The organism is Pandoraea norimbergensis (assembly GCF_001465545.3).
GTDB lineage: Bacteria > Pseudomonadota > Gammaproteobacteria > Burkholderiales > Burkholderiaceae > Pandoraea > Pandoraea norimbergensis.
Window position 1 is genome coordinate 3576312 of record NZ_CP013480.3, and the last position, 23861, is coordinate 3600172.

The following is a 23861-nucleotide window of genomic DNA, read 5'->3' on the forward strand; positions in this document are numbered from 1 at the left end:
TCCTATTTTTGCGTCGGCTTCCGAGACCCACGATGGTGAAATTGGCAGAACAAAAGAACGCCTCCAAAGCGTCTACCGGAACCATCATTCTTGAGCGCATCCGGCGATATTGGGCACTCTGGCTCGTGTTGGCGACCATCATTTCGGTGGCGCTGTATCTCCTGATGAGCACCCTGCTCTATCGCTACGAAAGCCACGGCTTACTGATCGTCAAGCAAAGTCTGGTTCAGTTCAAATCCGAAAGCCCCGCCTTTTCCGACGACGTCCTGCTCAAGCAATACCTACGCGCCAATGGCGCACTCGAAACGCCCGCAGGAAGGTGCTTCGTCGATACGCTGGATAAGCCATTTCTCAGCAAACACGTTTCGCTGCTCATGCCTTATGGCAAAGATGACCTCGCCTTTGTCAAATTGAAAGACAACGAGAATCTGACGTCGGTCGGTCTCGAACTCACCATGTCGAGCCCGATATCCGGCAGCGATGCCGCAGCCCGATTGCAGTTGTTCGCTGGTTTTCTCACTGACACCATGCTGAGCCAATCACTCACGGGGGATGTGCGACGCGCTTACATGCAGGCGCTCGAAGACAGGCAGACGCTGGACAACAAACGCATCCAGAACAACGTAAGACGCGATGAGATGACCAACTTGCTCGCGCGCACGCGTGAAATTGACGCACGCTACCCCGACTCGGATGACATGGACCAGAGTCAATTGTTGAGTACCGATGCAGCCACCTCGGCACGTTTTCTATCGCCGATGTCGCAGATGATTGGCATTGAGTCCGACATAGCGTCGAACAATGCGGACGCCGAGCGACTGAAGCGACGTATTGCGCAAAACGCCGTTGCCCTGCGTTTCTACGAGGCATTCAACGCGAAGGTCAAACCCACGCTCACGGGCAATCAACGGCTTCACGTGTATCTCGACGTGCTCAAGACGTTCTTCGACGACGGCCGCATGACGGATGAAATGACCCGTGAAGTGCGCAACAACCTCATGCAGCCGGTGCAACGCATCAACGCCCAAAGCATCGACACGCCGCGCTTTTCCGCCGGCCCGACGACGCCGACAAACAAGTCAGGCCCACCATTCCTGACCTTGCTGGGGCTCGCAACCCTTGCAGGCCTGCTGCTCGCCACTGCCATGACGTTACTGATCGCCGCCCTCAGGAATCGCCGAACACATAGCGCCTGATATGGCCGCCGCAAGGCAACGACGCCACAGCGATATCGATCTATCGATACGGCTGTGGCGTTTGTCTATGCGCACCGACGATGCGACGGCCAGACAAGAGCGCACGCAGAGTCGACAAACGTACGTGGCTCCGACGGCTACGCAATCGATAGCAGAAGCGGGAACAACAAATGGAATAAAAAGGGATGTACTACAGAGAAACTACGGGTGGCGGCAAAATACCGCGAAGGGGATTTTGGGGTGACCGATGGGACTCGAACCCACGACGACTGGAATCACAATCCAGGACTCTACCAACTGAGCTACGGCCACCGCCGTGATCAACAACATGACTTGCTTGCTGAACAGAAACAAGATTATAGCGACGTTATTATCGCGTTGCCAAGCACTTTCTTCACTTCTTTTAAATATTTCTTGGCTCACACGCGTGATCGATGCGCGGCACCCTGTTCTCGCGCGGCAACGACCCGCCGCGCGCTTCCCTTTTCGGGTCTTACGCCGACATCACCGACGACACGTCCTGTGCATCCACTGCATCACGTGCTGCACGCGCATCACGGCTATCGCGCTCGGCCAACGCGCCTGCACGCAGTTGCGCGCGCGCCTCTTCGAACGCACCGATGCCCGCCTTCAGGCGCTTCGGGTCGGAGAGCACCCGACGCCATCCGCGAGCGCCCGGCACGCCACGATACAAGCCCAATGCGTGACGCGTGATCGCGCCCAGATAGTGCCCTTTCGCCACTTGTGCCGCTGCGTATTCGATCAGGGCATCCTCCACCGCTTCGCGTGACTTTACCGGCGCAGGATCGTCATAGAAACGCGCGTCGATTTCCGCCAGCACATACGGGTTGTGATACGCCTCGCGGCCCAGCATCACGCCATCGACATGTTGCAGATGCAGCGCGACCTCATCGAGTGTCTTCACGCCACCGTTGATCAGGATCTCGAGTTGTGGAAACGCCTGCTTGAGACGATACGCATAGTCATACTTGAGCGGCGGAATCTCGCGGTTCTCTTTCGGGCTCAGTCCTTTGAGAATCGCGTTGCGTGCGTGGACGATGAACGTGCTGCACCCCGCCTCCGCGATCTTGCCGACGAAATCTTCGACGAACGAAAACGATTCGACGTCATCAATGCCGATGCGATGCTTGACCGTCACCGGCACTTGCACCACGTCGCGCATCGCCTTGACGCAATCGGCGACCAATTCGGGCTCTGCCATCAGGCACGCACCAAATGCACCGCGCTGCACGCGCTCCGACGGACAACCGCAGTTCAGATTGATTTCGTCGTAACCCCACTGCTCACCCAGCTTCGCAGCACGCGCAAGATCCTGCGGCTCGCTGCCGCCAAGTTGTAACGCCACCGGATGCTCGACCGCATCGAAGTCCAGATGACGCGCGACATCACCGTGCAGCAGCGCACCGGTCGTCACCATCTCGGTATACAGCCACGTGTGACGCGAAAGCTGACGATGGAAAACGCGACAATTCGAGTCGGTCCAATCCATCATCGGCGCGACGCTGACGCGGCGGGCAGGCAAGTTCATGCAAATTCCTCGGTATTTCTTGATACGTCTTGATCTGTTCCGGGTGAGCGCCAATGTCGCAGCACCCCATCAAATGACGTCTTTTACGATACAAAACACGAAGTATACGTCATGCGTACCGGCCTCGCAGGCGGCGCAACCCGCCTCCAGACCCCGCACCGAGCCCTCAACAACGAGCACCCCTCAATTCGTTTCCTGACGACAACGTCGACGCTCGGGGAGTACACTTTCGCCTTCCCGATGTCACTAGAACAAACACAAGGAGACGCCGCCATGGCCCCGAAGGATCTGTTGCAGGCATTGATCGTGGTCCTTGCCTGGGGCGTGAACTTCGTGGTCATCAAAGTCGGACTCCACGGCGTGCCACCCATGTTGCTCGGCGCCCTACGCTTCTTGCTCGCGGCATTTCCCGCCATCTTCTTCGTCAAGCGCCCAGCGGTGCCGTGGCGCTGGCTTATCGCCTACGGCGTCACCATCTCGTTCGGCCAATTCGCCCTGCTGTTCACCGCGATGTACGTCGGCATGCCGGCCGGCCTCGCCTCGCTCGTGCTTCAGGCGCAGGCCTTCTTCACACTGGGCCTTGCCGTCGCCTGCCTGGGCGAACGCTTTCGCGCGCAAAACGTCGTCGGCCTGCTGATCGCCGCCGCCGGGTTGGCCATCATTGGCGCCCAAGGCGGCGGCGCCATGACGCTGCTTGGTTTTGTGCTCACCCTGTGCGCGTCGCTCAGTTGGGCCACCGGCAACATCGTGACGAAGAAGATCGGTCAGGTCGATCTCGTCGGACTTGTGGTGTGGGCGAGTTTGATTCCGCCCATTCCTTTCGCGCTGCTGTCTTACTGGTTCGAAGGGCCCGCGCAGATCACCGAATCGCTTTCGCACATCTCGGGCGCTTCGATTTTCGCGATCGCCTATCTGGCGTTTATCGCGACACTCGTCGGCTACAGTCTCTGGGGCCGCCTGATGACGCGCTACCCGGCAAGTCAGGTCGCGCCGTTCTCGCTGCTGGTGCCGATCATCGGCCTCGCCTCGGCAGCACTGCTGCTGGACGAACAACTCACGGCACCGCAAATCGCTGGCACCGCGCTTGTCATGGCAGGCCTTGCCGTGAACGTGTTCGGCGCGAAGATCAAACAGCGCCTGATGCCGTCTTCGCGGTAGCCAGACGCATGTGCAATAACGGGAACGGGCGGCCCTGCCCGTCCAACTCGGATCGGCCAATCACCTCGAACCCCTCGCGCTGATAGAACGCCAGCGCCTGCGGGTTCTGTTCATTGACATCGACCTTCGTGCAATCGAGCTCGCGCACGGCATACGCCAGCAGCGCCGCGCCGATGCCCTGCCTGCGCGCCTCGGGCGCGACGAACAACATTTCCACGTTGCCCTCAGCCGCACCGAGAAAACCACGGATGGCTCCGGTATCGTCGCGGAACACGCGCAGGGTCACCGCGCCCAGATAATCCTCGCGAATGCGCGGGCGCAGCCACGCAATGTCCGCGTCGCTCAGGAAATTGTGCGTAGCGCGCACGGATGCTTCCCACAATTCAGTGATCGCATCGAATTCGTTTTCGCTAGTGGTGAAAATGCCAGACATCGAATTACCCCGGATGAGAGATCGATTACGTTGAATGCGCACGGCCGAAGCCAAAACGCAAAAAGCCTGATTTCTTTTGGAAATCAGGCTTTTCAATTTGGTTGCGGGGACAGGATTTGAACCTGTGACCTTCGGGTTATGAGCCCGACGAGCTGCCAGACTGCTCCACCCCGCGTCTGAAGAAATAGATTATATGGCAATCATCATCGCAGTGCAACAATAACGGCAGATTATTTTTCATGGGGCCAGTCGCGACATCGTTGTCGCACTGCGCCATGACTGCCCTTCCTATATAGAACGGGTTATCCCGTAACGCCGTGTGCGTCGCCGCACAGCGCGCGCCGCCGATGATACACTCGCAGCAACCATGAACCGACGCCCTCCCATCCAATTCTGTTCTGCCTGCGGCCATCCGGTCGAGTTGCGCATCCCGCCCGGTGATAACCGTGAACGGCACGTCTGCGTGAATTGCGGCACGATCCACTATCAGAACCCCCGCAACGTGCTCGGCACCGTACCGGTATGGGGCGATCAGGTCTTGCTGTGCAAACGCGCCATCGAACCGCGTCTGGGTTATTGGACCCTGCCGGCCGGCTTCATGGAAATGGGTGAGACAACGTCGCAGGCCGCGGCCCGCGAGACACTCGAAGAAGCTGGTGCCATCGTCGACGTCGGCGCCCTCTTCTCGCTGCTCAACGTCCCGCACGTCAATCAGGTCCATATCTTCTATCTGGCGCAGATGCGTGAACCGCAATTTGCCGCGGGTGAGGAGAGCCTCGAAGTCGCCCTGTTCTCCGAAGACGAGATTCCGTGGGACGACATCGCATTCCCCACGGTCGCCAAGACGCTGCGTTTCTTCTTTGAAGATCGTCGCGCCGGGGCATTCGGCGTCCACATGGAAGCGAACACGGGTGCAGGCGTGCCTGGCGTTCCGGTGCCCGGTCTGCCCGTCAACACGGCGCACACCGAGGACATCCTCACGCCGATGTTGCGCGGCTGAGCGCTCGCTGCGCTCACCGCACCGCGCCGCCGCCCCGACATGGTTGTCTGGCTCGAAGCTAACGATCCCTTTCCTCCGGCCGATAACGCGCTCTCCGCAGCCAGCGAAGCGCCCGGCCTGCTTGCCGCCGGGCTCGACCTCTCGCCACAACGACTGCTCGCCGCCTATCACCAAGGCATCTTCCCGTGGTATTCGCAGGGCCAGCCCGTGTTGTGGTGGAGCCCCGACCCACGCATGGTGCTGCGCCCCGAGAACTTCGTCGTCAGCCACAACTTCCGCAAACTGCTGCGCCGCGTACTGCGCGACGACGCCTGGGAAATCCGTCTCGATGCCGATTTTCCCGCCGTCATGCGTGCCTGCGCCGAAGCCCCGCGCCGGGGTCAGGACGGCACCTGGATCACATCGGCCATCGTTGCCGCCTATCGCGCCTTGCATGACGCCGGCCTCGCCCACAGTGTCGAGACGTGGTATCAGGGCGAGCGCGTCGGAGGCCTCTACGGCGTCGCGCTCGGGCGCATGTTCTACGGCGAATCGATGTTCGCAAAACGCACCGACGCCTCCAAAATCGCGCTGGCCGCGCTCGTCGCCTTTGCACGCACACACGCAATAGAGGTGATAGACTGCCAGCAAAGTACCGCCCACTTGGCGTCACTCGGCGGCGGCGAGATCTCCCGCCACGCGTTTCTGACCCACGTGCAAAAGGCGGTCGCGGCCCCCGCGCCGGTCTGGCATCTCGACAAACAGATCCTCACCGGCCTGGCCTACGGTAACGCAGCAGATAAGGCTCACGAGGTTTTGCAGTGACCCATCCGAACGAACTGCCGCTCTCCCCGCTGTCTGCCCTCCAGTTCTACGCAACAGCCCCCTATCCCTGTAGCTATCTCGATCATCACACGGCGCGCTCGCAAGTTGCCACGCCGAGTCACCTGATCAATTCCGACGTCTACAGCGAACTCGTTCGCTCCGGTTTTCGCCGCAGCGGCGTGTTCACCTACCGCCCCTATTGCGACGGCTGCCGCGCGTGCGTTCCGGTGCGCGTCCCCATCGACCGCTTCGGGCCAAACCGCACGCAACGCCGCATCTGGCGGCGCCATGCGAGCCTCGCGGTCAACGTCTCGGGCCTGCATTACACCGAAGAGCATTACCAGCTCTATATGCGCTACCAGTCGCGGCGTCACGCCGGCGGCGGGATGGATCACGACAGCCGCGAGCAGTACGAGCAGTTTCTGCTGCAAAGCCGCGTGAACTCACGTCTGGTCGAATTCCGCGAGCCACCGGGCCGCCAGGGCGCTGGCACTCTGCGTATGATCAGCATGGTCGACATTCTCAGCGACGGCCTGTCGTCGGTGTACACGTTCTTCGATCCCGATGTGGAAGGTGCCTCGTACGGCACCTACAACATCCTCTGGCAGATCGAGCAGGCGCGTGCGCTCGGGTTGCCGCACGTCTACCTCGGTTACTGGATTCAGGCGAGCCGCAAGATGGTCTACAAAGCCAACTTCCGACCGCTGCAAGGGCTGATCGACGGTCAGTGGCAAGACATGCCCGACGCCATGCTCGACGCCGCCGGCGAGCCGATGACACCCCAAGCCGAACAGGCCAAATAAGCAAAATCAGGCAGCATCAAGGAGCACCCAGCGGAGACCGCTGGACGAACCGAACCGACTGGACCGGCGGATTGATCTTCACGTGCCGGACGCCTTCGATGGCATCGCAGTGCGCACCGCGCTCATGCACAGCGCAAACCTTCCCCGCCCTGACATACGCAGAGCGTAGAAAAAGACGCGATCTGCGCCGGGATACCGGTAAAATGGCGGCTTTCCGATTCTGCCGAACCCGACATCGTGCTTGCGCCCCTTTATCCCCTGGCCCGCCGCGCCCTGTTCTGCCTCGACGCTGAACAAGCCCACCACCTGACGCTGGCAACCCTTCGCGGCGCCGCATCGCTCGGCCTGGCCGGACTCGTCGGCCAGACGCTGCCGGAAGATCCGCGCACGGTGATGGGTATCCGCTTCCCGAACCCTGTGGGACTGGCCGCCGGCCTCGACAAGGACGGCAGTTGCATCGACGGCCTTGCTGCGCTCGGTTTCGGTTTCGTGGAAGTGGGCACCGTCACGCCGCGTCCGCAAGCCGGCAACCCGAAGCCCCGCATCTTCCGCCTGCCGCAAGCCGAAGCGATCATCAATCGCATGGGCTTCAACAACGGCGGCGTTGAACAGTTCCTGCAAAACGTGCAGTCGGCCCGCTACAAGGGGCCGCTCGGGCTGAACATCGGCAAGAACGCCGATACACCGATCGAGCGCGCCGTCGACGACTATCTGATCTGCCTCGAAAAGGTCTACCCGTACGCCACCTACGTCACGGTCAACATCTCGTCGCCCAACACGAAGAACCTGCGTCAACTGCAAGGCGGCGACGAACTCGATGCCCTGCTCGGCAAGCTCAAAGAAAAGCAGAGCGCGCTCTCCGACCGGCACGGCAAATACGTGCCGATCGCCCTGAAGATCGCCCCCGATCTCGACGACGAACAGATCAAGGTGATCGCGGGCACGCTCACGCGTCACGGCTTCGACGGTGTGATTGCCACGAACACGACGCTCTCGCGCGAAGCCGTCGCCGGACAGCCGAACGCCAACGAAACCGGCGGTCTGTCGGGGCGTCCGGTGTTCGACGCGTCGAACCGCGTGATTCGTGCGCTGGCCACCGAGCTGGGCGGCGCGCTGCCGATCATCGGTGTCGGCGGCATTCTCTCGGGCGCAGATGCCCGTGCAAAACTCGATGCTGGTGCGAGCCTGGTTCAGGTCTATAGCGGATTGATTTACCGCGGACCCGAGCTGGTGCGAGAATGCGTGCAAGCGCTGCGCCCGGCCTGATCTGTCCGAGCACTTCGATTCAGCCGGCAAGCGGCGCGCCTTTCATCCGACGGAGAACCCATCACTATGAAAACCTGGCTCAAGACGTTGTGCCTCGTGCCGCTGGCCGCTGCCGCCCTCATGGGCACGTCCGCCGCGCGCGCCGCCGACCTGCTCGACACCGTGAAGTCGGCCGGCGTGCTGAAGATCGGCCTTGAGGGCACGTACCCGCCGTTCAACTATCGCGGCGCGAATGGTGACCTGGATGGTTTTGACGTCGACGTCGCCAAGGCCGTCGCCGCCAAGCTCGGCGTGAAGCCGGTGTTCGTGACGACCGAATGGAGCGGCATCATCGGCGGGCTCGTCGCGGGCAAGTTCGATGTGATCGTCAATCAGGTCGCGATTACCGACGAGCGCAAGAAGTCGGTCGACTTCAGCCAGCCGTATGTGTATTCCGCCGCGCAGCTCATTCAGCGCAAGGACGACACGCGCGAGTTCAAGTCGCTTGACGACCTCAAGGGCAAGAAGCTGGGCGTGAGCCTGGGCAGCAACTACAACACGCTGGCGAAGTCTGTGCCGGGCATCGACGTGCGCACGTATCCGGGCGCGCCGGAGTATCTTCGCGATCTGGCCGCTCAGCGTATCGACGCCGCGCTCAACGACCGCCTGATGCTCGCCTATCTGATCAAGACGTCGAACCTGCCGCTGCGCACCGGTGCCGTGCTGCAAGGGGCCAACGAGTCGGTGGGCATTCCGTTCCGCAAGGGCAATCCGCAATTTGCGAAGGCGATCGACGACGCGCTCACGCAGATGAAGCAGGATGGCTCGCTCGCCAAGCTCTCGCAGAAGTGGTTCGGCGAAGACACGTCCAAGCCTGCCAAGTAACCCGACACCGTCCGTAATCATCATAAAAACGCGCTTGTCGATCACCTCGCAAAGCGCATGAACGCGGCCGACGCCACGCAAACCTGCTGGCGTCGGCCTTTGCCGTTTTAGACGATCTATCCCCCCGCCATGGATCCATTCGAACTCGCCGCTCAATCCCTGCCCGTGCTATTGCAGGGCACCGTCCTCACGATCAAGTTTGCCGTGATGTCGATGGTGTTCGGTCTGGCGCTGGGCATCGTCGTCGCGATCATGGGGATCGGCAAGATCCGCGTGTTCCGCGCCCTCGCCCGCGGGTACGTGAGCATCATGCGCGGCACGCCGCTGCTCGTGCAGATCTTCGTGATCTACTACGGCTTGCCCAGCGTCGGCATCTCGCTTGAGCCAACACCCGCCGGTGTCCTCACGTTGAGTCTGAACGTCGGCGCCTATCTGTCGGAGAGCATGCGCGGCGCGCTCGAAGGCATGCCGCGTGGTCAGTGGCTGGCGTCGTATAGCCTCGGGTTGTCTTACTGGCAGACGCTTCGCTACGTGATCGGCCCGCAGGCCTTGCGCATGGCCGTGCCGAGTCTCGGCAACAGCCTGATCAGCCTGATCAAGGACACGTCGCTCGTCTCGGTGATTACCGTGACCGAGCTGTTGCGCTCCGCGCAGGAAGTGATCGCATCGACGTACCAACCGCTCCCGCTCTATCTCGCCTGTGCAGCAATCTACTGGGTGCTGTCGACGGGTCTCTCGGCGCTGCAACGGCGCATCGAAAAACGGTTGGCGTTGCCCTCGCGGAATTGACGCCAAGTACGACGATGTGACGGCATGAAAAAAGTCGGGACCTTTGGGACCCGGCTTTTTTACACCGTGCGCTGTCGGCGTCGTGCCAACGACTTAACGCGGCGCGCGGCGCTCCCTATACATCGCGCGGAACGTCTTGCCGCTCGGGGCCGGCATCTCACGCGTGTTACTCCAGCCGCCGGCGAATGGCAGCTTGGAAATGCTGCCGCGATCGCGCCCCATCCGGTTCAGCACCCACGTACCGAGCCCGGAGATGGCGGAATAAAGCCGCGGACGCCGGGCGGCAAACCCCCACGCCGCCAGCGCCGCCCGTTCCTGCCACGGGCGCAGGCCACGATCGACCTGACGCTCGCGCAGCTTGCGCAGCAGATCCGAAATCGGAATACCCACCGGGCACACGCGATTGCATTCGCCGCACAGCGTCGCCGCCTGTGGCAAATCGAGCGTCTTCTCCAGCCCGACGTAGCTCGGCGTGAGCACCGAGCCCATCGGCCCCGGATACACCCAGCCGTAAGCGTGGCCACCAATCTTTTGATACACCGGGCAGTGGTTCATGCAGGCACCGCAACGAATGCAGCGCAGCATCTCCTGAAACGCACCGCCGATCAATCCGGTGCGCCCGCCGTCCACCAGCACGAAGTACATGTGGTCAGGACCATCGACCTCGCCTTCGGCGCGCGTCCCGGTGAGCAGCGAGAAGTAATTCGACGTGCCCTGCCCAGTTGCAGAACGCGGCAGCAGGCGCATGGCGGTCGCGAGATCTTCGAGCGTCGGCAACACCTTCTCGATACCGGTCACCGCCACGTGCACGCGCGGCATGATCGTGCACATGCCCTCGTTGCCTTCGTTGGTCACCACCGCAACCGAACCGGTCTCCGCGATCAGGAAGTTGCCGCCCGTCACGCCCATGTCGGCAGACAGAAACTGCGGCCGCAGCATCTCACGCGCCTCGCGCGTCATCGCCGGAATTTCGGTGAGCCGCGGCTTCTGGTGTACGCGCGCAAACAGGTCGGCGACTTCGTCCTTATCCTTGTGCACCACCGGCGCGATGATGTGCGACGGCGGCTCGTTGTCGTTGATCTGAAGGATGTACTCGCCCAGATCGGTCTCGACCGACTGCACGCCCATATCGGCGAGCACCTTGTTGAGCTGAAGCTCTTCGGTGACCATCGACTTCGACTTGATCACCTTCTTCACCTCGTGCTTGCGCGCAATCTCGGCAATCAGGCGCGCCGCATCCTGCGTCGATTCGGCGAACAGCACGGTGGCCCCCCGGCGCGTGGCTTCACGCTCGAACATTGCCAGCCAGACGTCGAGACTCTCGAGCCCGCGATTACGCCGCTCTTTGAGCGCTTCGCGCGTCGCATCGAAGTCGATCTCTTCGATCGCGGCGGCACGTGCCGTCACGAACTTGGTCGAGAGCTTCTTGAGATTGGCCTGAAGGCGTTGGTCGGCGAGCTTCTGCCCCGCACGCGCCTTGAATTGCATCGATTGAACTTGCATCGCGGCTCACGAGAAGTGATGGCCGCACCCGCGCACAACATCGGCGCAAGTGGGCTGAAAAGTCTGAAAGAAGACCATGCGCTCAGGCATCGCCTGCGAGGACCTGCGCGATATGCAGCACGCGCGTCTTGGTGTCGCCGGTACGACGCAGGCGACCCTCGATATTGAGCATGCAGCCCAGATCGCCCAGCACCACGGCCGGCGCGCCGGACGCCGCAATATTGGCGCACTTCTCGTCGACGATGGCTGTCGAGATGTCGCCGTACTTGAGCGCGAAGGTGCCGCCAAAGCCGCAGCACGCCTGACAGTCCTTCATCTCGGTCACCGTGACACCCGGCATCTTGGCCAGCAGCGCACGCGGCTGCGCTTTCACGCCAAGCTCGCGCAGCCCCGAACAGGAGTCGTGATAGGTCACTTCACCGTTGAAATCGCCCGGCACCGTCTCGACGTGCAGCACGTTGACGAGAAAATCGGTCAGTTCGAACACACGCGGGCGTAGACGCTCGTAGCGGCCCATGAGTTCGGGATCGTCGGCGAAGAGGTCGCCGTAGTGCGCTTTGACCATGCCGCCACACGAGCCCGAGGGCACGACGACATAGTCGAAGCTTTCGAATTCATCGAGGAATTTCTGGGCGAGATCGCGCGCGATGGCACGTTCGCCGGAGTTGTAGCCCGGCTGGCCGCAACAGGTCTGGGAGTCGGGGATGACGACCTCGCAGCCGGCGGTCTCGAGCAGCTTGAGCGTCGAGAAACCGATCTCCGGACGCATCAGGTCGATCAGACACGTGACAAAGAGTCCGACGCGCATGGGGAATCCTCTTCTGGGAATAATGCGCCATTATAGGCCGCTGGGCCGAGGCGGCCCAGCGTGGATTCCCGCATGCGGAAGCAGGACGCTGCGTCAGGCGAGACGGCTGGCGTCGAAAGTCAGTTGACTACAAGAAAGCGCTCGCACCAGCGGCGCCGGGCGGTCCCGTGGCGGCGTACCCACGGGGGTCGAAAAGGTACTCGACGATGGCGTCGAAGGCAGACTCGGAAACGGACTCGACACCGGATTCAATGCCCCGCTTCTGAACGGTGACGGATGAACGCCGGTCGCTCGCGCGAGACTTCGCATGTCTTCGCGCAAGCCATCCATCTTGCTGTTCATGTCGCTGGCAAACACATCGTGCTTCGTCTCAAACGCTTCGTGCTTCGCCGCAAGATTTTCCAACGTGCGCTGCGTCTGCTGAAGATCGCCGCGCATACCCTGTTGCCCATCCCAAATCATGTTGAGTTGACGGGACATCACATCGGAGTGGGCCAGCCAGATCTCGGTTTTCATTGCGTCTCCTTCACAGTTGATGAATTCCTTGGTCGCCTCAAGCAGGCTCTCGGCCGACTTCCAGCTTCGCTCGCGGTCGTAGCCGCGTATGCTGCCGAGACTCACCACCCGAAGCACGAGCGTTACGGCAAATGCGACGATGGCCACCCCCAAACTCGCAACAGCGAGACCGATGACGCCAACCGCGGCGGCAGCACCATAAAGACCGCCGGAGATGGCAAGCCGTCTGCCGTAGTGCTTCTTGTCGGGCCACACCTGGTCGCCGGCACGCGCAAGGGCCTTTCGCGCGTTGTCACGGTGTTCAGCAATCTCGATGATGAGCTTCCGGCTCAAGATCGCCGTGCGCTCACGCCCCGCCCATTCGGCCTCCCCGCCCTGCGCTTCCAGCGTTCTGACTTCCGCCTTCAGCAGCCCGAGCTCATTGCACTTGGCCAAGGCCTCCTGCTCCTGCAAAAGCGCCTCGCTCACGTGATCCAGAATCAGCGTGAAGCGCTTGGCTGAGGGGGTCAGTTGGTCAGTGTCGGTCACGTCGAGCTGGTGCGCGACGAGATAGTGCGGCCACCACTTTCCTTTCATCTCTGCGTATCGCCAGCACCCATCCCACATCCCTCCCTTGAGGTATCCCGACGTCGCCTTCGCATAGGCGCGCTCGAACTTCTTTTGCAGCGCTTCGACGTCGGCCGTGTCTTTGTTCATGCCTTGCTTGGTATTCGCCAACGTCACGAATTGCGCGGCAATGACATCGTGCTTCCCGGCAATCGAGCAACCGACTGTCCCTGCCGTGGTCTTCGTGTTGTCCAACGTCAGATCGACGTGTCGCGGCGCTCGGGTGTCGACAGCGCTCGCCTTCAGTAAGCCCAGCGCCCCCATCGCCTTCATCGCCACGCCAGGGTGACTTGCCAAGTACGTCATGACTCATCTCTCCGTAGTAATGCGCTGGCGCCATCACCCGCCCCCTCGCGCTGCTGGCGATCAACTAACAGGTCAACGCCCGGTGGAATATCGACACCCTCTCGCCACGCCCATTCATTGCGCCGGGCTTCATCGCGAACGCGGTCCATCGCGTCGGCGCTTTGCTCACATATCGACGCCAACTGCATGTGCGCGTTCGCGATGCCGCTAAACGACGCCAGTAGCCGTTCGCGTTTGTCACGCTGGCCGGCTGCAAACGCGATGAGCAATGCCTGACGCGCCATGTTGACGCTGTCGATGGCCGCATGTTGCGCGATCCACTCGCTGCTTCGCGCGGGTGTGAGGAAGTCGTTGGGCGCATGACGCCAGTCGAGGCTGCGGCATTGCATGGCGTAGCGCAGCCCATATGTGGCCGCCTGCATGCAAACCAGTTCGTCGAACAGCGCCTTGGCGGTGCGCGTGAGATGGTGAGCCTGATCCAGTTGATCTCGAACACCGGGTCTGCCGCCCTTGCGCAATATGTCTCGCCACGAAGCGCAGTCCTTGATGTCGCCGAGACGGAACACCTCGGCGTCGATCGCATTCAGCAGCCCCGTCACCAACCCTATTTGCGGTGCACAATGCCCTTGCCATCGATCAGGCTGTGCCACCTGTTCCATCACGACCCGGAGATCGTCCTCCAGGAACCGCCGGGCTTCCCGAATGGTCCGTGGCACCCGCACCGGGAACGAGACCGGCACCTCGTGCCGACGCCGCTGAAGGCACTTGCGAACATCTCTGGCGAATGCAGCACCACACATCCCTCTTCCGGCGACCGTCATCCCGATGCGCGCCTGCCACGTGCCCGTGCGTGGGCGCAACCGGCTTGCCTGAAGGGCGTTCATTGCTTCCATCCTATCGCCTCCTTCTGCTTTTCGCAAGATTCCTCTACGGGAAGTCCTGCGAATTTTTCACCATATGATATAGAATCGACGCTATACGAAACTCGGCCCTACCCCATGAAAGACGACAGCAGTCAAGGCGCGGAGTCGCGCACGTCCATTCAGGTGATCGAGCGCATGATGCGTTTGCTCGATGCGCTCGCCGGACATGCCGATCCCGTCAGCCTCAAGGAGTTGGCGCAGTCCACCGAACTCCATCCCTCCACCGCACACCGCATCCTCAACGACATGGTGGCCTGCCGCTTTGTCGACCGTTGCGATCCGGGCACCTACCGGCTCGGCATGCGCTTGCTCGAACTCGGTAATCTCGTCAAAGCACGCCTGTCCGTACGCGACGCAGCGCTGTCGCCGATGCGCGGCCTGCACCGCATCACAGGACAGACGGTCAATCTGTCGGTCCGTCAGGGCGATGAAATCGTCTACATCGAGCGGGCCTACAGCGAACGCTCGGGCATGCAGGTCGTGCGCGCCATCGGCGGCCATGCGCCGTTGCATCTGACGTCCGTCGGCAAGCTGTTTCTGGCGGCCGATGAAGCGACCCGCGTGCGCGCTTACGCCACGCGCACCGGTCTGTCGGGACACACGCGCAACAGCATTACCGATTTGCAGAAGCTCGAACGCGAGCTGGGCCATGTGCGCAAATCGGGCTATGCCCGCGATAACGAAGAACTTGAACTCGGCGTGCGCTGCATTGCGGCCGGCATTTACGACGACAGCGGCAAGCTTGTCGCAGGGTTGTCGCTCTCTGCACCGGCCGACCGGCTTCAGGACGCGTGGCTCGTCAATCTGAACGAAACCGCGCTCCAGATCTCGGCCTCGCTGGGCTTTCACGCCCCTAGCCGTGACGCCAGTCATATGGCGTCGCACGGGGTCGCGGCCGAGTAATCGTATCGATGCGTCATCGCGTCATCACAACCGGGTGTCGGATGCCGGGGCCGAAGGCGGCGGTGGTAGCGCAGGCGCCATGAGAGACGGCGGCGGGGATGGCGGCGCATAAGGTGGCGGCGTATAAGGTGGCGGCGCCTCCCCAGGTGGCAGAAACGATGCCATCTCCGACACCATATTTGCCGCCATGCCGGCCATCTCCGATAGCTCGGACTGCATCTGCGCAATGCCGTCAGACGCGCTCAACGCGCGCCCGGAGACGGCGACCAGATCCTGCACCAACGCCGCATACGCCTGCTCGAAAATAGCGTTGTCGCGCGCCTGTAGCTGAGCAGCCATCGATGCCGCGACGCGCTCCTGATACGCCGTCGCCCGCAACAGTATCGCCTCGCTACGGCTATCGACATCGAGCAGAAACTCGTGGAGTCGTCGAGCGGACGAGGTCAGGCACGACGCGTTCGCTACATCCCACTGCCCACGCACCGAGCGATTGAACCCGTCGCCGCGCATACCGCGCAACATGCTGAAATCGCTGCGCTTGGCTGACTGCCGAATGCGTGCCTGAATACGCCCCTCGAAGTTGTCGATCTCGCGCACCATGCCTGACGGTGCGCGCTCCCCATCCGCGTCGATCACACGCTGTTTCGCGTGCTTGAGGTTCATGGCGATGTGCTCGCAAATCTGCCCCATGCTTCGCTGGGTCCGCACAGCCGGGCGAGCGTGCTGCATCGTCATAATGCGTGCCTCCACGTCCGCCAACGCACCGATCCATCCAAGACTCATATCGCCTCCACACGCTCATGTCATCAATATTGCCGGTGACGTCGTTGACGCTGTTTCGGCGTCACCGTCACTGCCAGCCGGAAGGTTAGATGGCTACCGGCCGCAGGCTTTGACAATCGGGCGTCGACTTATGCGAGATGTGGCGACGAGGCATCACTACGGTGTCCGAAGCGCTATTTCATCGGCACAAAACAAAAGGCGCTCCCGAAGGAGCGCCTTTTGTTGGCACCTACGCGCGCGCAGCGCGTCAGTGAAGCATGGCTTACAGCGCGTGAGCGCCGTTGGTGGCCACTTGCGCGGTCGGGTTGTTACCCGCCGTGCGTTGCGGCGCCGTGCCGCCACCTTCAAGCAACCACTTGCGAACGCGCGTGGCGTCAGCAAAGCGCGAGTACTTGCCGGTGGAGTCGAGCAGAATCATGATGACCGGACGGCCATCCACGTTGGCCTGCATCACGAGGCACTGACCCGCTTCGTTGATGTAACCCGTCTTTTGCAGGCCGATTTCCCAGCCCGGATGACCGATCAGATGGTTCGTGCTCGCGTAGTGCAACTCGCGACGGCCCGTGTTGACGTCGTAGTTGGTATCGGTCGAGAAGCGACGAATCATCGGGTACTGATACGCGGCCTTGACCATCTTCACGAGGTCACGCGCGCTCGACACATTCTGACTCGACAGGCCCGTCGGGTCATTGAAGTGCGTGTCGTTCATGCCGAGTTCTTTGGCCTTGCGATTCATCGCTGCCAGGAACGCCGGACGTCCACCCGGGTAGTAGCGCGAGAGCGCTGCTGCCGCGCGGTTTTCCGACGACATGAGCGCAATGTGCAACATGTCTTCACGCGACAGGCGCGAGCCGACGGACAGACGCGAACCCGTGCCTTTCTCGTAATCGCGATCTTCGTCGGTCACTTCCATGGCGTCCGTCATCGGGATACCGGAATCGAGCGAGACCATCGCCGTCATCAACTTCGAGATCGAAGCGATGGGCAGCACAGCTTGCGAATTCTTGTCGAACAGCGATTCGCCGGTACGCTCGTCAATCACGTAAGCCACCGACGAACGCAGTGCGAGGGCATCCGGCGCTTCATGCAGACCGAATGCACGGCCGGTCGACAGACGCTCGGGCGCTTGCGGTGCGAAGTTGACGGTGCGATACGACGTCACGACATGGCGCTTGCCATTCTTGAAGACGACGCGTTTGACGGCAACACGTTTGGCCGCAGGTCCGTCGTCGTCGACGGCTGCGAGCTTGCGTGCCTTGCCGCCTGCCTTCGTCGCGCTTTTGGTATCGCGCGAGGCAGTGGTGGCAACCGCGCGTTTGGCGGTGGTTTTGCTGGTTTTTGCGACGGGCTTGGCGTTCGCGCAGGCGCGTTTTTGCGCCGCAGTCTTGGCAGTCTTCGGCGAGCATTCGCTCGTCTTACCGGCTGCGTAGACAACGGCCGGCGCACCGGCAGCGAGCGAGATCGCCACGACGGCTGCACCCCAGAGGCGGGCGCGGCACAAACGTGCAAGGGTGGTGATCGCGTACATAGATTGGGAGTAGCGTAAGGTTGGCAGGCAACGAGTTTGGGAGAAGTTTAGTAACTTCCCAAAAAATAAGCAATATGAATGACTTAGCTGAAATACTTAATCCGGCATCTGGCAGTTTTGTGCAGCGCAACCCGAGAAATGTAACGATCGCCACAAAATGCCAGAAAACGCAAAAGTCCTATGTTTTATCAATTCAAAAAGTGCGCCCAGTCGTCGAGCGGCGCTCGCTCGGTGACAAGCTGATTCTCGGCGGCATCCGGGTCCGCATACCCCAGCGCCATGCCGCAGACCACCATGCGTGACTCCGGCAAACGCAATACCTCGGCGATCACTCGCGGATACATGGCGAAAGCCGCCTGCGGGCAGGTGTCGAGCCCACGTGCGCGTGCCGCGACCATGAAGCTTTGCAGGAACATGCCGTAGTCCAGCCAGCTCCCCTGCTCCAGATGCCGGTCGATCGTGAAAATCAACCCGACCGGCGCATCGAAGAAGTTGAAGTTGCGCCCATGCTGACCATGCATGCGCGCCTTGTCCTCGCGTCCGATGCCGAGCAAGCCATACAAGTCCCACCCCACCTTGCGACGCCGGCCCTGATACGGCTCGGTCCATTCGCGCGGGTAGTACGCATACTCTTCGTCGTGCATCAGGCGCTGCGCCGGATCGTTGAACGTGTCGAGCAAGCGCGTCGTGAGCGCGGTCAACGATTTCCCGGTGAGCACGTAGGTTTGCCACGGCTGGATGTTGCTGCCCGACGGGGCGCGCGATGCCACCGAGAGCATGTCGGCCACGGTCTGCTGCGGCACCGGCGTGGGCAGGAACGCACGAATCGACCGGCGGCTGCGAATCGCCTCATCGACATGTTCCACGCGCAAGGCCGCCAAGTCGTTGACAAGCGCCGGGGGCGTACTTTCCCCAACACGGGCGGCAAGGCCCGCCCCATCAGGGGTAGCGTCGCTTGCGTCCGTCATAAGGGGCGCGCGCACGTGCGCGGTTTGCGGGGCATCCCCGCCCTGATGATCGTGTTTCATGAGCTTTCTGGTTGTCTGGTTTTCGACGGATTGCGTCTTGATGCCGTTACGTATTCACGTCTTCACGTCTTCACGTCTTCACGTCTGTCGAGCTCGATACCGACCGTCGTTCGATAACAAGCGCCACGCCGAGCGCTGCCACCACCATGCCCGCGGCACTCAACGGCGAGAGCGTCTCGCCGAAGAGCAGCCAGGCCATCACGGCTGTCGTGGGGGGCGTCAGGTACATGAGGCTCGACACCTTGGTCGCCGCGCCATGCCGGATCAACAGGAACAACAACGAAATGGCGCCGATCGAGAGTGCCAATATCGACCACGCCAGTGCGCCGAACATTTCCGCGTTCCAGCGCACCTGCATGGTCTCGAGCAGCCACGCTGCGGGCAACGTCACGATAAAGGCCGCGCCAAACTGGACGATCGTGCCGACGCGCAAGTCGAACTGGGCACAGAAGCGCTTCTGATAGAGCGTGCCCGCAGTGATAGCCACCAGACTCAATACACACAGCGCAATCGCCGCCGGGCCGACACCGCGCACGCCGACCTTGTTGGCCACCACGAGGCCCACGCCTGCAAAGCCGCACAACAAGCCGAGCCATTGCCGCCGCGACACCGGCTCGCCGACGACCTTCGCGAACAGCGCCGTCAGCAGCGGTTGAATGCCGACGATCAGCGCGGCCAATCCCGCCGGCACGCCATGCTTGATCGCGGCCCAAACGCCGCCGAGATAAACCGCCTGAATGAGAATGCCCGAGACGGCGAGGTGACCGTACAGCGCCCAATGCACCACGTCCCTGCCCGCAACCTTACGTCGCGGCCAGGGCGTGCCAGTCAATAGCGCAATGGGGAGCATCACGACCAGCGTGCCGGCATAGCGCCACGTGAGAAACGTCAGCGGTTCGGCATTCGGCATGCCGTACTTGGCCACGATGAAGCCCGTGCTCCAGATCAGGACGAACCACCAGGGCATGGTGGCCGCCCAGATTGCGGCGCGCCCGGTCGATGGTGTTGAGGAAGTCACGGGAGTAACGGGAGTAACGCCCGCGCGTGGCGCCACGCTCTGGCCTGCCTGTCGCTCGGTCATACGAGAATGTCGTGCACGGACACGTCCTGAAGACGGCGGCCGGTGCGCTGGAACTGGCTGGCCAGCCGGAGGGTAGCGAAATGGGCGGCGACGGTCTGTTCGATGTCGCGCCCGTAACCGCCGGCCATCGCAATGGCGACGGGCAAGCCGCGCTCGACACAAGCCGTCAGCACCTTGCGGTCACGGGCGAGCAGACCGTCATGCGAAAGCGCCAGGCGCCCAAGCCGATCGTTTTCCAGGGGATCGGCCCCGGCGAGATAAATCACGAGCGACGGCGTGAATTGCGCGAACAGGTCCGTCAACGCGTGGCCAAGCGCAATCAGATACTCGTCGTCGCCGCAGCGGTCGGGCAATGCCACGTCGAGATCGCCGCGGGCCTTGTGAAACGGGTAATTGTGTTCGCCGTGCATCGACAAGGTGAATACGCTGGCGTCGTGTTCGAATATCGCCGCCGTACCGTTGCCCTGATGGACGTCGAGGTCAATGATCGCAACGCGGGTGCCGGGACCGAGCTCGGCCTGCATGGCACGGGCGGCAACCGCGGCGTCGTTGAACACGCAGAACCCTTCGCCACGATCAGCGTAGGCATGATGGGTGCCACCGGCCAGATTCGCTGCGACGCCGTCGATCAGCGCCGCCCGGCACGCGGCGACCGTCGCCCCGGCGGAACGGCGCGAGCGCTCGACCATCTGCGTCGACCACGGGAAGCCGATATCGCGTTGTTCTTTGGCATCGAGTGCCCCGGTGCTGACACGGGCCACGTATTCGGCCGAGTGCACCCTGCGCAACATCGTGTCGTCGGCGGGCAGCGCTTCCGCCAGCGTCACGTGCGGCAACTCAGACGCTACGCGCTCACGCAGTCGCGCGTACTTCTGCATGGGGAAGCGGTGCCCGGGGGGCAGAGGCAGGACAAAATGGTCGCTGTAAAACGCTTGCATCGACACGATTGGCCGACAGACGCGGCACGCAAAAGGCGTTGAACGACATCGGCACCGGCGCGCGATACCCCGCCGCCGATTAGAAAAACCCTTCGGATTTTTGCCGCGAGTGACCGCTCCGCCAGTGCCGGAACCCGACGATAGTACCATCGCCGCGCCGGGTTCGCCGCGCCCCCAATCGGTGCAAAGCCGCACCAATTAAGGCTCTCCAAGGAGATCCCGGATTTCGCCGCAGCGCGGTGTCATGCAACTGTCACGCGCGTCTCAAGCGTTTGATTTAGTAAGCTTTTGTTGAATTGTTGCGCCGCACAAAAAAGACTTGACAGCGACAAAAATATCTCTAAACTTGCAATTGTGCGATGCAACAAAGAACATTGCACCACTTGAGAAGGCCCCAACCGTGTTTTCACCGAAATAAGGTGAGAACCAACAAAGCGAACACGGAGTGGGTCGATATGTTGTGTATGACACCATAGGAGAACGCCATGTCGTTTCTGACCCCCGAGCAACTCGCTGCCGCCCACAAGGCCAACCTTGAAACCCTGTTTGGCCTGACCAACAAAGCCTTTGAAGGCGTTGAAAAGCTCGTCGAACTGAACCTGCAAGCCGTGAAGGCATCGCTGGCAGAATCCGCTTCGACCGCGCAAAAGGCTTTCGCTGTGAAGGACGCGCAGGAATTGCTCGCTCTGCAAGCTAACCTGGTCCAGCCGGCTGCCGAAAAGGCACTCGCCTACGGCCGTCACCTGTATGAAATCGCTTCGTCGACGCAAGCCGAAGTGACCAAGGTGGCCGAAGCCCAACTGGCAGAAAGCTCGCAGAATGTGCAAGCGCTGTTCGACAACCTGGCCAAGAACGCACCGGCCGGTTCGGAGTCGGCAGTTGCACTCGCCAAGTCGGCCCTGTCCGCTGCCAACAGCGCATTCGACAGCGTGCAGAAGGCAACCAAGCAAGCCGTTGAAATCGCTGAAACGAACTTTGCTGCCGCGACCAACGTTGCAACGAAGGCTGCTGCTCAAGCCTCGCGCGCCGCGACCGCTGCCAAGAAGTAATCGTCTGCGTCCTGTCTGTAGCACGAGGGGCGTTTGAGAATTGATCGCGGTAGTCCCAACGGACGCCGCGACACCAGTTGTCTCCTCGGTACCGCAGGTACCTTTCGAACCCGGCCCCGCGCCGGGTTTTCTTTTTGCGGTGCCCTGAAAGAGAAAACCGCCACCCTCAAAAGAGGCGTGGCGGTTTTTTTCGGCCCGGCATTCAAGCCGTTGGCCCGACTACCTTCCCTGCTACCTTACTTCTTGCGCGGCGGCGGCACGTCGGTGCAGACACCTTCGTAGATCTCGGCGGCCATACCCACCGACTCCGACAGCGTCGGGTGCGGGTGGATCGTCTTGCCGATATCCACCGCGTCGGCGCCCATCTCGACAGCCAGACAGAGTTCGCCGATCAGGTCGCCTGCGTGCGTCCCGACAATCGCGCCACCGACGATGCGATGCGTTTCTTCATCGAACAGCACCTTGGTGAAGCCTTCGTCGCGACCGTTGGCAATCGCACGACCCGACGCAGCCCACGGGAACACGGCCTTACCGTACTTCACGCCTTCCGCCTTCAACTGGTCTTCGGTCTTGCCGGCCCATGCCACTTCCGGATCGGTGTAAGCCACCGACGGAATCTGAATGGCGTCGAAGTAAGCCTTCTCGCCCGCAGCAGCCTCGGCAGCCACGTGCGCTTCGTGCACGGCCTTATGCGCCAGCATCGGCTGACCGACGACGTCGCCGATCGCGAAGATGTTCGGCACATTCGTGCGCATCTGCTTGTCGACCGAAATGAAACCGCGATCGCCCACCGACACGCCTGCCTTTTCGGCACCGATCTTCTTGCCGTTCGGACTGCGGCCGACGGCCACCAGCACGAGGTCGTAACGCTGCGGTTCGGCCGGTGCGGCCTCGCCTTCGAACTTGACGTAAATCCCGTCAGCCTTGGCTTCCGCGCCCACCGTCTTGGTCTTGAGCATGACGCGGCCGAAGCGCTTCGCGTTCATCTTTTCCCAAACCTTGACCAGATCGCGGTCGGCGCCTTGCATCAGGCCGTCGAGCATTTCGACAACATCGATTTCAGTGCCGAGTGCGCTGTACACCGTGGCCATTTCCAGCCCGATGATGCCGCCGCCGATGACCAGCATCTTCTTTGGCAACTGGCGCAGTTCCAGTGCACCCGTCGAATCGACGATGCGCGGATCTTCCGGCAGGAACGGCAGCTTCACGGCTTGCGAGCCGGCTGCGATGATCGCCTGAGCGAACTTCACCACGCGCTTGCTGCCGTCGGCCGCGACCACTTCGATATGGTTCGGGTCAAGGAACGTGCCCACGCCGTGCAGCACTTCGACCTTACGCATCTTGGCCATGCCGGCCAGACCGCCCGTGAGCTTGCCGACCACGCTGTCCTTGTACGCACGCAGCTTGTCGAGATCGACTTCCGGCTTGGCGAACGAAATGCCGTGGTGACCCAGCGACTGTGCCTCTTCGAGAACTGCCGCCGTGTGCAGCAGTGCCTTCGAGGGAATGCAGCCTACGTTCAGGCACACGCCACCGAGCGTTGCGTAACGTTCGATCAGCACGGTCTTGCGACCCAGATCAGCCGAACGGAATGCTGCCGAGTAGCCGCCGGGGCCAGCGCCCAGCACGACCACTTCGCACTCGGTGTCGGCGCCGCCGCTATGCGAGGCGGCCGCCGGAGCCGGGGCCGGTGCAGCGGGCGCTGCGGGTGCGGCCGGTGCTGCTGCGGGAGCGGCCTTGGCGGGTGCGGCTGCCGGTGCAGCGGCTTTCGCAGCGCCTGCATCTTCGGCTTCGATGATAGCGATCAGCGTGCCCTGGCTCGCCTTGTCGCCCACCTTGATCTTCACTTCCTTGACCGTGCCCGACACTTCCGAGGGCACTTCCATGGAGGCCTTGTCGGACTCCAGCGTGATGAGTGACGCATCCTTGGCGACCTTGTCGCCGGGCTTGATCATCACTTCGATGACATCCACGCCCTCTGCGCCGATATCCGGCACCTTGACTTCAATGAGACTCATGCGGGGTCT

General features: G+C 62.0%; 22 protein-coding genes and 2 tRNA genes. 10 read left to right on the forward strand and 14 right to left on the reverse strand.

The annotated features are described in order from the left end of the window. Nucleotides 1-32: 32 nt before the first annotated feature. Nucleotides 33-1196, forward strand: a complete 1164-nt coding sequence (locus AT302_RS15655) for a hypothetical protein (RefSeq protein ID WP_058379218.1) — start codon at nucleotides 33-35, stop codon at nucleotides 1194-1196. A 236-nt stretch (nucleotides 1197-1432) separates the two neighbouring features. On the opposite strand, the gene AT302_RS15660 is transcribed toward AT302_RS15655, so the two are convergent. Continuing rightward, nucleotides 1433-1508 (reverse strand) — tRNA-His (locus tag AT302_RS15660). Between the two features lie 181 nt (nucleotides 1509-1689). Next, nucleotides 1690-2745: a tRNA dihydrouridine(20/20a) synthase DusA gene (gene dusA, locus AT302_RS15665; protein ID WP_167365807.1), complete on the reverse strand. Its 1056-nt coding sequence runs from the start codon at nucleotides 2743-2745 to the stop codon at nucleotides 1690-1692. A 273-nt stretch (nucleotides 2746-3018) separates the two neighbouring features. Here dusA and AT302_RS15670 point away from each other — a divergent pair, with 273 nt between their 5' ends. Beyond that, a complete protein-coding gene (locus AT302_RS15670; protein WP_058379219.1) occupies nucleotides 3019-3903 on the forward strand; it encodes an EamA family transporter in 885 nt (294 codons plus the stop codon). Here the strand turns inward: AT302_RS15670 and AT302_RS15675 are convergent. Both AT302_RS15675 and AT302_RS15680 read right to left on the reverse strand, forming a co-directional pair. Then, the gene (locus AT302_RS15675) at nucleotides 3872-4432 is read right to left on the reverse strand and encodes a GNAT family N-acetyltransferase (protein ID WP_157125803.1); all 561 of its coding nucleotides are present in this window, start codon (nucleotides 4430-4432) and stop codon (nucleotides 3872-3874) included. The genes AT302_RS15670 and AT302_RS15675 overlap by 32 nt on opposite strands. 2 nt (nucleotides 4433-4434) lie before the next feature. Next, nucleotides 4435-4511 (reverse strand) — tRNA-Met (locus AT302_RS15680). A 210-nt stretch (nucleotides 4512-4721) separates the two neighbouring features. On the opposite strand from AT302_RS15680, the gene AT302_RS15685 reads away from it, so the two are divergent. The 6 genes from AT302_RS15685 (at nucleotide 4722) to AT302_RS15710 (ending at nucleotide 9862) form a co-directional block, all read left to right on the forward strand. After that, on the forward strand, nucleotides 4722-5336 hold the full coding sequence (locus tag AT302_RS15685) for an NUDIX hydrolase (protein ID WP_084656615.1): 615 nt from the start codon (nucleotides 4722-4724) through the stop codon (nucleotides 5334-5336). 39 nt (nucleotides 5337-5375) lie between these two features. Next, nucleotides 5376-6140 carry a leucyl/phenylalanyl-tRNA--protein transferase gene (gene aat / locus AT302_RS15690; RefSeq protein ID WP_058379222.1) on the forward strand — a complete coding sequence of 255 codons (765 nt, stop codon included), beginning with the start codon at nucleotides 5376-5378 and terminating at the stop codon, nucleotides 6138-6140. Further along, the gene (locus AT302_RS15695) at nucleotides 6137-6943 is read left to right on the forward strand and encodes an arginyltransferase (RefSeq protein ID WP_058379223.1); all 807 of its coding nucleotides are present in this window, start codon (nucleotides 6137-6139) and stop codon (nucleotides 6941-6943) included. The genes aat and AT302_RS15695 overlap by 4 nt, the downstream gene beginning before the upstream one ends. 237 nt (nucleotides 6944-7180) lie before the next feature. Then, complete coding sequence (locus AT302_RS15700; protein WP_058379224.1) at nucleotides 7181-8209, forward strand: quinone-dependent dihydroorotate dehydrogenase; 1029 nt, start codon at nucleotides 7181-7183, stop codon at nucleotides 8207-8209. A gap of 66 nt (nucleotides 8210-8275) precedes the next feature. Further along, complete coding sequence (locus AT302_RS15705; RefSeq protein ID WP_058379225.1) at nucleotides 8276-9073, forward strand: cystine ABC transporter substrate-binding protein; 798 nt, start codon at nucleotides 8276-8278, stop codon at nucleotides 9071-9073. A 129-nt stretch (nucleotides 9074-9202) separates the two neighbouring features. After that, complete coding sequence (locus tag AT302_RS15710) at nucleotides 9203-9862, forward strand: amino acid ABC transporter permease (RefSeq protein WP_058379226.1); 660 nt, start codon at nucleotides 9203-9205, stop codon at nucleotides 9860-9862. A gap of 93 nt (nucleotides 9863-9955) precedes the next feature. On the opposite strand, the gene AT302_RS15715 is transcribed toward AT302_RS15710, so the two are convergent. The 4 genes from AT302_RS15715 to AT302_RS15730 all read right to left on the reverse strand — a co-directional run bounded on the left by AT302_RS15715 (nucleotide 9956) and on the right by AT302_RS15730 (nucleotide 14422). Beyond that, nucleotides 9956-11365: a lactate utilization protein B gene (locus AT302_RS15715; protein WP_058379227.1), complete on the reverse strand. Its 1410-nt coding sequence runs from the start codon at nucleotides 11363-11365 to the stop codon at nucleotides 9956-9958. Between the two features lie 82 nt (nucleotides 11366-11447). Beyond that, nucleotides 11448-12173, reverse strand: coding sequence for a (Fe-S)-binding protein (locus AT302_RS15720; protein ID WP_058379228.1), 726 nt, complete (start codon nucleotides 12171-12173; stop codon nucleotides 11448-11450). 93 nt (nucleotides 12174-12266) lie between these two features. Next, nucleotides 12267-13601: a hypothetical protein gene (locus tag AT302_RS15725; RefSeq protein ID WP_058379229.1), complete on the reverse strand. Its 1335-nt coding sequence runs from the start codon at nucleotides 13599-13601 to the stop codon at nucleotides 12267-12269. Next, nucleotides 13598-14422, reverse strand: coding sequence for a hypothetical protein (locus AT302_RS15730; protein ID WP_157125804.1), 825 nt, complete (start codon nucleotides 14420-14422; stop codon nucleotides 13598-13600). Before AT302_RS15730 ends, AT302_RS15725 begins: the two co-directional genes overlap by 4 nt. 177 nt (nucleotides 14423-14599) lie before the next feature. Between AT302_RS15730 and AT302_RS15735 the strand changes: the two genes are divergently transcribed. Continuing rightward, nucleotides 14600-15427 carry an IclR family transcriptional regulator gene (locus AT302_RS15735; RefSeq protein WP_058379231.1) on the forward strand — a complete coding sequence of 276 codons (828 nt, stop codon included), beginning with the start codon at nucleotides 14600-14602 and terminating at the stop codon, nucleotides 15425-15427. 24 nt (nucleotides 15428-15451) lie between these two features. Here the strand turns inward: AT302_RS15735 and AT302_RS15740 are convergent, their stop codons facing one another. The 5 genes from AT302_RS15740 to AT302_RS15760 form a co-directional block, all read right to left on the reverse strand. Further along, on the reverse strand, nucleotides 15452-16210 hold the full coding sequence (locus AT302_RS15740; RefSeq protein ID WP_058379232.1) for a hypothetical protein: 759 nt from the start codon (nucleotides 16208-16210) through the stop codon (nucleotides 15452-15454). 262 nt (nucleotides 16211-16472) lie between these two features. Then, nucleotides 16473-17738, reverse strand: a complete 1266-nt coding sequence (pbpG, locus tag AT302_RS15745) for a D-alanyl-D-alanine endopeptidase (protein ID WP_058379233.1) — start codon at nucleotides 17736-17738, stop codon at nucleotides 16473-16475. Nucleotides 17739-17926: 188 nt separating this feature from the next. Next, complete coding sequence (locus tag AT302_RS15750; protein ID WP_084656263.1) at nucleotides 17927-18766, reverse strand: nitroreductase; 840 nt, start codon at nucleotides 18764-18766, stop codon at nucleotides 17927-17929. Nucleotides 18767-18836: 70 nt separating this feature from the next. Beyond that, complete coding sequence (locus tag AT302_RS15755) at nucleotides 18837-19733, reverse strand: DMT family transporter (RefSeq protein ID WP_058379234.1); 897 nt, start codon at nucleotides 19731-19733, stop codon at nucleotides 18837-18839. Between the two features lie 110 nt (nucleotides 19734-19843). Beyond that, complete coding sequence (locus AT302_RS15760) at nucleotides 19844-20785, reverse strand: histone deacetylase family protein (protein ID WP_058379235.1); 942 nt, start codon at nucleotides 20783-20785, stop codon at nucleotides 19844-19846. Nucleotides 20786-21270: 485 nt separating this feature from the next. Here AT302_RS15760 and AT302_RS15765 point away from each other — a divergent pair, with 485 nt between their 5' ends. Beyond that, complete coding sequence (locus AT302_RS15765) at nucleotides 21271-21834, forward strand: phasin family protein (protein WP_058379236.1); 564 nt, start codon at nucleotides 21271-21273, stop codon at nucleotides 21832-21834. 236 nt (nucleotides 21835-22070) lie between these two features. Here the strand turns inward: AT302_RS15765 and lpdA are convergent, their stop codons facing one another. Then, entirely contained in the window at nucleotides 22071-23852 is a 1782-nt protein-coding gene (gene lpdA / locus AT302_RS15770) for a dihydrolipoyl dehydrogenase (RefSeq protein WP_058379237.1), read from the reverse strand. Nucleotides 23853-23861 lie beyond the last annotated feature (9 nt).